Annotated in this window: 10 protein-coding genes; 2 read left to right on the top strand and 8 right to left on the bottom strand. The window is 73.8% G+C overall.

Going from position 1 to position 11,575, the window contains the following annotated elements:
* From PV410_RS35035 to PV410_RS35020, 4 genes are all read right to left on the bottom strand, one after another.
* On the bottom strand, positions 1 to 678 hold a 678-nt coding region (locus PV410_RS35035), incomplete at its 3' end, for a biotin/lipoyl-containing protein (RefSeq protein ID WP_500329950.1).
* 51 nt (positions 679 to 729) lie between these two features.
* On the bottom strand, positions 730 to 2,118 hold the full coding sequence (gene lpdA, locus PV410_RS35030) for a dihydrolipoyl dehydrogenase (protein WP_499511451.1): 1,389 nt from the start codon (positions 2,116 to 2,118) through the stop codon (positions 730 to 732).
* Positions 2,119 to 2,420: 302 nt separating this feature from the next.
* Entirely contained in the window at positions 2,421 to 3,932 is a 1,512-nt protein-coding gene (locus PV410_RS35025; RefSeq protein ID WP_499511450.1) for a leucyl aminopeptidase family protein, read from the bottom strand.
* Positions 3,933 to 4,218: 286 nt separating this feature from the next.
* Positions 4,219 to 5,031: an adenosylcobinamide-GDP ribazoletransferase gene (locus tag PV410_RS35020; RefSeq protein WP_500329948.1), complete on the bottom strand. Its 813-nt coding sequence runs from the start codon at positions 5,029 to 5,031 to the stop codon at positions 4,219 to 4,221.
* A 69-nt stretch (positions 5,032 to 5,100) separates the two neighbouring features.
* On the opposite strand from PV410_RS35020, the gene PV410_RS35015 reads away from it, so the two are divergent.
* The gene (locus PV410_RS35015; RefSeq protein ID WP_500329947.1) at positions 5,101 to 5,838 is read left to right on the top strand and encodes a hypothetical protein; all 738 of its coding nucleotides are present in this window, start codon (positions 5,101 to 5,103) and stop codon (positions 5,836 to 5,838) included.
* Between the two features lie 215 nt (positions 5,839 to 6,053).
* On the opposite strand, the gene PV410_RS35010 is transcribed toward PV410_RS35015, so the two are convergent.
* The 3 genes from PV410_RS35010 to PV410_RS35000 are packed head-to-tail and all read right to left on the bottom strand — an operon-like array spanning position 6,054 to position 10,086.
* Complete coding sequence (locus PV410_RS35010) at positions 6,054 to 7,760, bottom strand: phosphatidylglycerol lysyltransferase domain-containing protein (protein WP_500329945.1); 1,707 nt, start codon at positions 7,758 to 7,760, stop codon at positions 6,054 to 6,056.
* Positions 7,761 to 7,799: 39 nt separating this feature from the next.
* Entirely contained in the window at positions 7,800 to 8,843 is a 1,044-nt protein-coding gene (gene cobT / locus PV410_RS35005) for a nicotinate-nucleotide--dimethylbenzimidazole phosphoribosyltransferase (protein ID WP_500329943.1), read from the bottom strand.
* A gap of 40 nt (positions 8,844 to 8,883) precedes the next feature.
* Positions 8,884 to 10,086, bottom strand: a complete 1,203-nt coding sequence (locus PV410_RS35000; protein WP_500329942.1) for a bifunctional adenosylcobinamide kinase/adenosylcobinamide-phosphate guanylyltransferase — start codon at positions 10,084 to 10,086, stop codon at positions 8,884 to 8,886.
* A gap of 69 nt (positions 10,087 to 10,155) precedes the next feature.
* Here PV410_RS35000 and PV410_RS34995 point away from each other — a divergent pair, with 69 nt between their 5' ends.
* Positions 10,156 to 10,362 carry a hypothetical protein gene (locus PV410_RS34995; RefSeq protein ID WP_500329941.1) on the top strand — a complete coding sequence of 69 codons (207 nt, stop codon included), beginning with the start codon at positions 10,156 to 10,158 and terminating at the stop codon, positions 10,360 to 10,362.
* A 98-nt stretch (positions 10,363 to 10,460) separates the two neighbouring features.
* Here the strand turns inward: PV410_RS34995 and PV410_RS34990 are convergent, their stop codons facing one another.
* On the bottom strand, positions 10,461 to 11,561 hold the full coding sequence (locus PV410_RS34990) for a S1C family serine protease (protein WP_500329940.1): 1,101 nt from the start codon (positions 11,559 to 11,561) through the stop codon (positions 10,461 to 10,463).
* Positions 11,562 to 11,575 lie beyond the last annotated feature (14 nt).

The raw sequence follows: 11,575 nt of genomic DNA, 5'->3' as shown, positions 1-11,575 counted from the left end.
CGCCGGGGCCGCGGCGGCCGGGGCCGGAGCGGGGGCGGCGGGGGCCGGGGCGGCGGGCGCGGCACCGGCGGCACCGATGACGGCGAGCTTGGCGCCGACCTCGGCGGTCTCGTCCTCGCCGACGAGGATCTCCAGCAGGGTGCCGGCGGCCGGCGACGGGATCTCGGTGTCGACCTTGTCGGTGGAGACCTCGAGCAGCGGCTCGTCGGCCTCGACGCTCTCGCCGACCGACTTCAGCCAGCGGGTGACGGTGCCCTCGGTCACCGACTCGCCCAGCGCAGGCAGCAGCACCGGGGTGCCCTCGGCGCCACCGGCCGGGGCCGGGGCGGGGGCCGCGGCGGCAGGCGCCGGGGCCGGGACGGGGGCGGGGGCCTCCTGCACCGGAGCCGGCGCGGGCTCCGCCGCGGCGGCCGGGGCGGGGGCGGCAGCGGGGGCGCCCGTGCCGTCGTCGATGACGGCCAGCTCGGCGCCGACCTCCACCGTCTCGTCCTCGGCCACCTTGATGGAGGAGAGGATGCCCGAAGCGGGCGCCGGGATCTCGGTGTCGACCTTGTCGGTCGACACCTCGAGCAGCGGCTCGTCGGCCTCGACGCGTTCACCCTCGGCCTTGAGCCAGCGGGTGACGGTGCCCTCGGACACGCTCTCGCCGAGCGCCGGCAGGGTTACGGAAACCGCCATGGTTTCGGTTGCTCCTAACGATCTGTGCGGATCTGTCTGCGTGTCCGTGGGTCAGTCGTGCGAGTGAAGGGGCTTGCCCGCGAGCGCGAGGTGCGCCTCGCCGAGGGCCTCGTTCTGCGTCGGGTGCGCGTGGATGAGCTGCGCGACCTCGGCCGGCAGCGCCTCCCAGTTGTAGACCAGCTGGGCCTCGCCCACCTGCTCGCCCATGCGGTCGCCGACCATGTGGACACCGACCACGGCGCCGTCGCGGACCTGGACGAGCTTGATCTCGCCCGCGGTCTTGAGGATCTTGCTCTTGCCGTTGCCGGCCAGGTTGTACTTCAGGGTGACGACCTTGTCGGCGCCGTACAGCTCCTTGGCCTTGGCCTCGGAGATGCCGACGGAGGCGACCTCCGGGTGGCAGTACGTGACGCGCGGCACGCCGTCGTAGTCGATCGGCACGGTCTTCAGACCGGCCAGCCGCTCCGCGACGAGGATGCCTTCGGCGAAGCCGACGTGGGCCAGCTGCAGGGTCGGGACGAGGTCGCCGACCGCGGAGATGGTGGGCACGTTGGTGCGCATGTACTCGTCGACGAGGACGTAGCCGCGGTCCATGGCGACCCCGGCCTCCTCGTAGCCCAGGCCCTGGGAGACCGGGCCGCGGCCGACGGCCACGAGCAGGACCTCGGCCTCGAACTCCTTGCCGTCGGCCAGGGTGACCTTGACGCCGTCGGCGGTGTACTCGGCCTTGGAGAAGAAGGTGCCGAGGTTGAACTTGATGCCCCGCTTGCGGAAGGCGCGCTCCAGCAGCTTCGAGCTGTTCTCGTCCTCGACCGGCACGAGGTGCGGCAGGCCCTCGACGATGGTGACGTCGGCGCCGAAGGACTTCCACGCCGAGGCGAACTCGACGCCGATGACACCGCCGCCGAGGATGATCGCGGACTTCGGCACACGGTCCAGGACCAGCGCGTGGTCGGAGGAGATGATGCGGTCGCCGTCGATGGCCAGGCCCGGCAGCGACTTCGGCACGGAGCCCGTCGCCAGCAGGACGTGCCGGCCGGTGTAGCGCTGGCCGCCCACGTCCACGGAGGTGGGGGAGGAGAGCCGGCCCTCACCGGTCACGTAGGTGACCTTGCGGGAGGCCACCAGGCCCTGCAGGCCCTTGTAGAGGCCCGAGATCACGTCGTCCTTGTACTTGTGGACCCCGGCGATGTCGATGCCCTCGAAAGTGGCCTTGACACCGAACTGATCGGCCTCGCGGGCCTGGTCCGCGATCTCACCGGCGTGCAGCAGAGCCTTCGTGGGGATGCAGCCGCGGTGCAGGCAGGTGCCGCCGAGCTTGTCCTTCTCGATCAGGGCGACGTCCAGACCGAGCTGCGCCGCACGCAGCGCTGCGGCGTAGCCGCCGCTACCGCCACCGAGGATCACTAGGTCGAAAACGGTGCTGGCGTCGTTCGCCACGTCACGTCCTCCATGCATGGATACGCCGGAGCCGGTCCGTCATGACCGGGCGGCGGCTTTTGTTCGGCCGCTTCTGTTAAACGGGGCCCTGTCGTGCCGAGACAACATCTTCGCACTTGTTCGGGGCCGACGAGGCACCGGGCCGGTGTCTGAGACGTACGGAACGTCCCCGGCCGGGGCTACTCGCCGGTATCCCTTGCGAAATACGGAGCGGTTGCACTCTTTGCTCGCCCTTGGCGAACGCGTACGGCCCCGGATGCCATACCCGGGGCCGTACGGAATGTGCCGAGGCTTACACGCGGTCAGAGCAGCTCGCCCTCGCCGGCCTTCTCGGCCACGCGCACCAGGGTGCGGATGGCGGAGCCGGTGCCGCCCTTGGGGGTGTAGCCGAAGGGGCCGGACTCGTTGAAGGCGGGGCCCGCGATGTCCAGGTGGGCCCAGGTGATGCCCTCGCCGACGAACTCCTTCAGGAACAGGCCGGCCGCCAGGCCGCCGCCCATGCGCTCGCCCATGTTCGCGATGTCCGCGGTGGGGGAGTCCATGGCCTTGCGCAGGTCGGCCGGGAGCGGCATCGGCCAGGACTGCTCGCCGACCTCGGTCGCGACCTCGTGCAGCGCGGTGCGGAAGGCGTCGTCGTTGGCCATGACGCCGAAGATGCGGTTGCCCAGGGCCAGCACCATGGCGCCGGTCAGGGTCGCCACGTCGATGATCGCGTCGGGCTTCTCCTCCGAGGCGCGGGTGAGGGCGTCGGCCATCACCAGGCGGCCCTCGGCGTCGGTGTTGAGCACCTCGACGGTCTTGCCGCTGTACATCTTCAGCACGTCGCCGGGGCGGGCGGCGCTGCCCGAGGGCATGTTCTCGGCGAGCGCCAGCCAGCCGGTGACGTTGACGGGCAGGCCGAGGCGCGCGGCGGCGACCACGGTGGACAGCACGGCGGCGGCACCGCTCATGTCGCACTTCATGGTCTCGTTGTGACCGGCCGGCTTCAGGGAGATGCCGCCCGAGTCGTAGGTGATGCCCTTGCCGACCAGTGCCAGGTGCTTGGCGCCGCGGCCCTTGGCACCCGTGTAGGCGATCTTCACCAGGCGGGGCGGGTTCGCCGAGCCCTGGCCGACGCCCATGATGCCGCCGTAGCCGCCCTTGACCAGCGCCTTCTCGTCCAGCACCTCGATCTTGAGGCCGTGCTCCTTGGCGGCCTCCTGCGCGAGCGCGGCGAAGGACTTCGGGTGGAGGTCGTTCGGCGGCATGTTGATCAGGTCGCGCGCCCGGTTGACCTCCGCCGCGATGACGGCGGCCCGCTCGGCGGCGGCCTTGAACGCCTTGTCCCGCGGCTTCGCGCCCACCAGCGCGACCTCGGCGAGCGGGGCCTTGCCGTTGGACGACTGGTACGCGGTGTACGTGTAGGCGCCGAGCAGCGCGCCCTCGGCGACCGCCTGCGCGGCGTCCGCGTCCTGCACCGGAAGGGCGTAGGCGGCCTTCTTCGACCCGGCCAGCGCGCGGGCGGCGGCGCCGGCGGCCTTGCGCAGCGCCTCGGTGTCGTACGCGGCGCCGTCGGCCGGGGCCTCACCGAGCCCGACCGCCAGCACGACCGGGGACTTCAGGCCGTCCGGGGCGGGGAGCTTGGTCACCTCACCCTCCGCGCCCGAGGCGCCCAGTGTCTCGAGCGTCGCGGCGAGCCGGCCGGAGAAGGCCTGGTCCACCGCCTCCGCCCCGGCGGCGACCTCGGGGCCCTTGGCGCCCTTGGTCACGCCGACGACGACGGCGTCAGCGCGCAGCGCTGCCGCGGAGGAGGTGCTGAGAGTCAGTGCAGTCACGGTGATGCGGATCCTGTTCCTTCGGGGGTCCAATACTTGACGCCGGACTCCGTCCGGCTCCCTCGTGCCCGACGCCGGGCGTCCTTCGCGGCACGGGCGGGGGTGCAGCACCGACCTTACGCTCACTCCTGTCGCTTGCGACCACGACCTGCGCCCATGGCGGCGAAGGCGCGGGTTTTCCCTATGGGAACGCGCCCGCGCGGCACCCCGGGCAGGGTCCCGATCCCCTTCCGCCCGGCGGGAGTCGGGGCGCCGGACCGCATCGCGCCCGGTCGCCGTGCGGCGCTCAGCCCAGGGTGAGCACCAGCAGCGCGGCCGTCGCGGCGGTCTCGCACAACGCGCCGAAGACGTCACCGGTGACGCCGCCCAGGCGCCGGCGGCACCGCCGCAGCAGCAGTTCCGCGGCGGCCAGGGCCACCGCCGCCGCCGCCGCACAGCGCGCCGCGTCCGGCACGCCGAAGGCGGCCCCGCAGCCGGCGCAGACCGCCACTGTCAGCGCGGCCGACGCCCAGGCGGTACGGGCGGGGACCGCGCCCGCCACGGCCGCGCCGAGCCCGCCGGGGCGAGCCGGGGGCACACCGTCACGGCAGGCCAGCGTCATCGCGGCGCGGGCGGTGAGCCCGGCCAGGGCGGCGGCGACCGCACCCCGGGTCCAGGACTGGCCGTACAGCTCGGCGAGCGCGGCGACCTGGGCCAGCAGGACGAGGACCAGGGTGAGCACACCGAAGGGCCCGATGTCGGACTGCTTCATGATGCGCAGCGCGTCCTCGGCGGGCTTGCCGCTGCCCAGCCCGTCGGCGGTGTCGGCCAGCCCGTCCAGGTGCAGCCCCCGCGTCAGGGCGGCCGGTACGGCGGCGCTCGCCACCGCGGCGGGCAGCGGCCCCGAGCCGAGGAGCAGCAGGAGTCCGCCGGCCGCCGCCGCGCACAGCCCCACGACCAGCCCGGCCACGGGCGCCCAGAGCATCCCGGCGCGGGCCGCCGGGCGGTCCCAGCGGGTGACCCGGACCCGCAGCACCGTCAGGGTGCCGAAGGCGAAGCGCAGTCCGTCGGCGGCCGTGACGGCAGGGTCCGCGGGAGCGGGTGCGGGGTCGGCGGTCATGGCGTGCAGGGTAACCGCCGGGCCGGAACCGTATAGTGCCGCGTACGGGGCGAATCTGGAGCAATCGGCATGGGCGACTGGTGGTACCGCAACATCATCGAGCCGGGAAAGCTGCCGCTGCTCCTTGCGCTGGGCGCGTTCGTACTGACCTTCCTGGTCACCCGGATGATCACCCGTCTCATCCGGGCCGGCAGGGGCCCCTTCCGCAACATCTCCTCGGGCGGCACCCACATCCACCACGTGGTGCCCGGGATCATCCTCATGACGATCGGCGGCTTCGGGGGCGTCGCCAGTTCCTCACGGGGCTTCGGCGCCTACCTGTCCGCGGCCCTGTTCGGCGCCGGAGCGGGCCTGGTGCTCGACGAGTTCGCGCTCGTGCTCTACCTCGACGACGTGTACTGGAGCGATCGCGGCCGCAAGAGCGTCGAGGCCGTCGTCGTCACCTTCTCCGTCGTCGTGATGATGCTCCTCGGCCTGGTCCCCTTCGGCGTCAACTCGGTCAGCCCGGACGAGCAGCAGAGCCGCGTCTCGGTGATCCTCACCATCGCCGTCAACTTCCTGTTCGTCCTCGTCGCCCTCGTCAAGGGCAAGCTGCGCTCCGCCGTCGTCGGCGTCTTCGTGCCCTTCGTCGCGCTGTACGCGGCCCTGCGGCTGGCGCGCCCCGACTCGTTGTGGGCCGAGCGGCTCTACTCCCGCAGGCCCGGGGCGGTCCGGCGGGCGGAGGCCCGCGCCGCACGGCACGACGCGCGCTGGTCGGGCCCGTTGCGGCGGCTCCAGGACTGGATCGGCGGCTTCACCGAGCGCTGAGCCCCGGCGCGTCCGCCGGGTGTGCGGCGCGTGTGGTGGCCGCGTGCCGGGTGCAGGCCGCCGCGGCGCCCCGGCAGGGCCCGCCCGCGACGGTTTCCTCGTCGGCACCGCCGGTGGCGGTCGGCCGCTCCAGGTGCCCGATCGTCTCCGTGCCGCCGTGCCGCCGTGCCGCCGTGCCGCCGTGCCGCCGTGGCGTCCCGGCGATCCGGGCCGGCTCAGCGCCGCGGCGAGGGCATCCGGGGCGCGGCGAGGAAGCCCTCGGCCCGTGCGCTCGCCAGTCCGATCCGGGGCAGTTCGCCGCCCTTCTCGAAGAGCAGGAAACGCGGCTCCCAGACCGGCCGGTACTTGGCGTTGGCGCGGTACAGCGACTCGATCTGCCACCACCGGGAGAAGAAGGTCAGCAGCGCCCGCCACATCCGCAGCACCGGCCCGGCGCCCAGCCTCGCCCCGCGCTCGAAGACCGAACGGAACACGGCGAAGTTGAGCGACACGCGCTCGACCCCGGTCTCCTCCGCGCGCCGGATCAGCTCGATCACCATGAACTCCACCAGCCCGTTGTCGGAGTCCCGGTCACGGCGCATCAGGTCCAGCGACAGCCCGTGCCGCCCCCACGGCACGAAACTGAGCAGCGCCCTCGGCTCGCCCTGCCCGTCCGCGCACTCCACCATGACGCACCGGCCGTCCGCCGGGTCGCCGAGCCGCCCCAGCGCCATGGAGAAGCCCCGTTCGGTCTGCCCGTACCGCCAGCGGTCCGCGCGCTCCAGCAGGGCCGTCATCTCCCGCGCCGGGATGTCCTCGTGACGCCGTACGCGGACGGTGTACCCGGCGCGCCCGATCCGGTGGTACGCCTGCCGCACGGTGCGCATCGCGCGGCCCTCCAGGGTGAAGTCGGCGACCTCGACGATCGCCTCGTCGCCGAGCTCCAGGGCGTCCAGCCCGTGCCGTGCGTAGACGGTGCCTGCCTCCTCGCCGGCCCCCACCACCGCCGGTACCCAGGCGTGCTCGCGGGCCTCGGCGAGCCAGGCCTCGATCGCCCCGGGCCAGGCCTCTGGGTCGCCGATGGGGTCGCCGGAGGCGAGGGACACCCCGCCGACGACGCGGTAGGCGATCGCCGACTTGCCCGACGGCGACCAGACGACGCTCTTGTCGCGGCGCAGCGCGAAGTAGCCGAGCGAGTCACGTTCGCCGTGCCGGTCGAGCAGGGCCCGCAGCCGCATCTCGTCCTGCGGGCCCAGCAGTTCGCGGCCGCGGGGCGAGCGGAAGGCCGCGTACAGCACCAGCAGGAACAGCACGGCGCTCATGGCGTTGATGGTGACGTCGACCCAGCCCGGGGTCGAGATCCCCGGGAAGGACTCCTCGGCGTCCGCCAGCGAGACCACGCGGAGCATGGCGTACGCGTACCGCTGGCCGAAGGTCGAGCCGTGCCCCGTGTCGGTGACGGTGACCAGGCCCGCGGCGAGGAGTCCGCCGGCCGCGACGCCGCCGACGGCGACCGCCGCGGCCAGCCGGGGGTTGGAGGGGTCGCCCTTGGCGCGGAACGCACGGCGCCCGGCGAGCAGCGCGGCGCAGAAGGCGGCGGTGATCCCCAGCGACACCCAGTTCTGCGGGTGGCCGCGGAACGCGGGGACGGCCGTCGCCGCGGCCAGGAACAGCAGGTAGAGCCCGGCGAGGACGAGGTTGAGCAGCCAGGCCGCGCGCTTCCTGCGGCGCATCGTGACCGCCAGGAAGAGCGCGAGGAAGGCCGGGGTGTAGCCGGCGGTCAGCAGGTACGGGGTGACGTACTCGTCGACGTCATGACGCCGGATGTCGTTCCCGAAGGACACCCACACCGCACCCAGCAGGTCGACCAGGCCGACCAGGCGCAGGTACCGGACGGTGGACACCGCGCCGCGTTCACGCCAGACCGAGACGGCCGTTCCCATAGGTCCGGATCCTACGGGAACGACCCGGTTCGCGATGGGTCAGAAACGTTCCGGCAGCTCCGCCGACAGGGCCGCCGCCGCCTTCAGAAGGGGCAGCGCCAGCAGCGCGCCGGTGCCCTCACCCGCCGTCACCTTCTGGTCGAGCAGCGGCTCGATGGACAGCCGGTCCAGCGCCTTGACCTGCCCCGGCTCACCGCTGGCCTGCCCCGCCAGCCACCAGTCCGGCGCCCGGAAGGCGATCCGCTGCGCGACCAGCGCGCACGCCGCGGACACCACGCCGTCCAGCACCACCGGCAGCTTCCGCACCGAGGCCTGCAGCAGGAAACCGGTGATCGCCGCCACGTCCGCGCCGCCGACCGCCGCCAGCAGCTCCAGCTGGTCGCCCAGCACGGGCCGGGCCCGGCGCAGCGCGTCGCGGATCGCCGCGCACTTGCGCATCCACGCGATGTCGTCGATGCCCGAACCGCGGCCGGTCACCACGGAGGCGTCGGTACCGCACAGCGCTGCGATCAGCACCCCGGCCACCGTGGTGCCGCCCACGCTCAGATCGCCCAGGAGCACCAGGTCCGTGCCGGAGTCCGCCTCCTCGTCCGCGACGGCCATGCCGGCCCGGAACGCCGCCTCGGCCTCCTCGGCCGTCAGCGCGTCCTCCACGTCGATCCGGCCGGAGCCGCGCCGCACGCGGTGCGCCGTCACGTCGGCGGGCAGGTCATCGGCCGGCGCGTCCACGCCGACGTCCACCACCCGCAGCGCCGCGCCGTACTGACGGGCCAGCACATTGACCGGGGAGGCCCCGTCCAGGACCCGCCGCACCAGCTCGACCGCGGTGCCCCCGGGGCGGGCGGACACCTTCAGTGCCGCCACCCCGTGGTCCGCCGCGAAGAGCACGGCCTTGGGGTGCTCGATCGGGCGTAGGGTCGCCGCGCCCTGGACCGCCGACAGCCAGTCGGCGAGCTCGGCCAGCCCGCCCAGCGCGCTCGCCGGGCGCACCAGCCGCTGCCAACGGTCGCGTGCGTCACGGCGCACACCGGCGTCCGGACGCTCCACCAGGGTCGCGAAGTCATCAAGGTTCAGGCCGCTCACGGGGTCGAACACTACCGGTCCGCGGGGTCGCGCGCCGAGGTCAGCCCCGCAGTGACAGCGCCTGTCCCGCGACCACCAGCACCACGTGCTCGGACTCGTCGGCCAGCGCGAGGTTCAGCCGCCCCAGCTCGTCCCGGAATCTGCGCCCGCTGGCCGTGGCCGGTACGACCCCGGAGCCGACCTCGTTGCTGACCGCCACGGCCGTACGGCGGGTCGCGCGCCACGCCGCGGTCAGTTCCCCGACGCGGCGGCGCAGTTCGCGTTCGGCGCCCTCCGCCCACTTCTCGTCGTCCCACGCGCCGAGTTCGTCCATGGTGTGCGTCAGCCACAGCGACAGGCAGTCGATCAGCAGCGCGGGCCCGTCCTCCTCGGCCAGCAGCGGCAGCAGGTCGCAGGTCTCCACCGTCTGCCACGACTGCGGACGCCGCTCGCGGTGCAGCGCCACGCGCTCCGCCCATTCCGGGTCACCGCCGCGCGTCCCGCCGGTGGCCACGTACAGCACGTCGGGGAAGGCCGACAGCCGCCGCTCCGCCTCCACCGACTTGCCCGACCGCGCCCCGCCCAGCACGAGCGTGCGCCGCGGCACGTCGGGCACGTCGTGCAGGTCGCCGACGGTCAGCGTCGTGCCGTCCGGCACCGCCCGTACGCCGAGCGCGGCCAGCCGGCGCCGCAGCTCCGGCCCGGGGTGGGCACGGTGGTCCAGGTGGACCGCGACGACGTCGGTGGTGCTCCCGACCGCGCCGGCCGCGCGCAGCCGCGCCAGCCCGTCCGGCCGGCCCACGGCGTCCAGCAGCACCATCCGGTACGGCTCCACGGCCTCCGGCAGCCCCGCCGGAGCGCACTCCGGCGGCAGGTACAGCAGCCGCTCGCCGTACGGTCCTGTCACCTCGTAGCCGGTCCCGGGCGCGTCGAGGGGCACCGCCCGCACCCGGTGCCCGGTCAGCAGCGTGATCTCCTGCCCGGCCGCCACCCGGCCCGGCGCGGGCAGCCCCGCCGGGATCTCCACGGCCGGCCCGTCGTGCGGATGCGACAGCAGCACCTGGCGGACCCCGGCGAGCGAGTGACCGGAGCGCGCCGCGGTCAGCGCGAGGCCCGGCGTCAGGTCGAGCAGCAGCACCCCGTCCACGAGCAGCGAGGTCGCCGCCCGCGCCTGGTCGCCCACCGCCGTCGCGCACGCCGCGCACGGGCAGCCGGGGAGGGGCAGGCCGTCGGGGCCACCGGTGCCGAGGAGAGTCAGTTCCACGTGCAGATCCTCTCGCGTCCGCGCACGCTACGCTGCCGGGCAGGCACCCCCAGGGACGAGGAGACGGACATGGCGTGGACGTGGCGTTTCGAGAAGACCGACGGCACGGAGGTCACCCCCGCGGTCGAGCCCGAGGAGTTCCCCACGCAGGGCGATGCCGAGTCCTGGATCGGCGAGGTCTGGAAGGACCTCCTCCAGGGAGGCGCCGACCAGGTGCACCTCTTCGAGGACGGCACGAAGATCTACGGCCCGATGAGCCTGCACGCCGACGAGTAGACCGGTGACCGGGCGGCCGGGGGTCCGGCCGCCGCACCACGGCGGGGGCGGGGTCGTGGGACGTCCCACGGCCCCGCCCCCGGCTGTGCGTCCGGCCGCTACTGGAGCTGCCCGAGCGTGACCTTGACGGTCTTCTCGCTGCCGCCGCGCTGGAAGGTGACGTCCACGGCGTCGCCGGGCGCGTGCTGGACCAGGGCCTCGGAGAGCGACTGAAGGGTCGTGATGTCGTCGCCCCCGACATCGGTGATGACGTCCCCGGGCTTGATCCCGGCCTTGTCCGCCGCTCCGCCCCGGGTCACCTCGACGACGCCCACCCCGGCGGGCTGGAAGTTCTCGTCGAGGACGGTGCGCGCGACGATGCCCAGCGCCGCGCGGCCGGAGTCGACGACCTTGCCGTGCTGGATGATCTGGTCCGCGATGCGGGTGACGGTCGCCGCGGGGATGGCGAAGCCGATGCCCGGGGCCGAGGAGTCGCCCATGGTGGGGTTGACCGCGGCGAGCGTCGGGATGCCGATGACCTGGCCGGAGAGGTTGACCAGTGCGCCGCCGCTGTTGCCGGGGTTGATGGGAGCCGAGGTCTGCACCATGTCGGCCAGGGTGGCGCCGGTGCCGCCCTCGGCCCCGGTCTCGCTGACCGTACGGCCGACGGCCGAGACGATGCCCTGCGTGACGCTGCTGTTCAGGCCGAGCGGACTGCCCATGGCGAGCACGATCTGGCCGACCTGGACGTCGCGTGAGCGGCCGAAGGACGCCGCGCGCAGCCCGCTCGGCGGGTCGTCGAGTTCGATGACGGCGAGGTCCTGCTCGGGGTAGGCGGCCACGAGCCGGCCCTTGTGCGGGGTGTCGCTGTTGGCGAGGGTGACCTCGAAGGTGTGGGAGTTGCCGACGACATGGGCGTTGGTGACGATGTGGCCCTTGGTGTCGTAGACGATGCCGGAGCCCAGTCCCTCGGACGTGTTGATCTGGACGACGGACGGCAGCACCGCCTTGACCACCTGCTGGTAGGAGCGCTCCAGATCACGGGCGCCGGCCAGCTCGGAGGCGGCGACGGGCGCGGGCGCCGAGGATGCCGCGCTGGGGGAGGGGGAGTCCCCCGTGCATCCGGCGGTGACGCCACCGCAGCACGCGACGGCCAGCAGCAGGGCCGCCGCCCGGAGCGCCGTCGGCGGCCGCCATCGGTTGGGCTTCGAATCGCGCATGACCGAAGTGTCGC

The organism is Streptomyces sp. PA03-5A (assembly GCF_033792725.1).
Taxonomy (GTDB): Bacteria; Actinomycetota; Actinomycetes; order Streptomycetales; family Streptomycetaceae; genus Actinacidiphila.
Note: the sequence above shows the minus strand (reverse complement) of the source record. Positions and strands in the feature narration are given on the sequence as shown.

Coding starts and splice junctions, on each gene's coding strand:
- PV410_RS35020 (WP_500329948.1), bottom strand. CDS start 5,031: ATGACCGCCGACCCCGCACCCGCTCCCGCGGACCCTGCCGTCACGGCC.
- PV410_RS34990 (WP_500329940.1), bottom strand. CDS start 11,561: ATGCGCGATTCGAAGCCCAACCGATGGCGGCCGCCGACGGCGCTCCGG.
- PV410_RS35015 (WP_500329947.1), top strand. CDS start 5,101: ATGGGCGACTGGTGGTACCGCAACATCATCGAGCCGGGAAAGCTGCCG.
- PV410_RS35010 (WP_500329945.1), bottom strand. CDS start 7,760: ATGGGAACGGCCGTCTCGGTCTGGCGTGAACGCGGCGCGGTGTCCACC.
- PV410_RS34995 (WP_500329941.1), top strand. CDS start 10,156: ATGGCGTGGACGTGGCGTTTCGAGAAGACCGACGGCACGGAGGTCACC.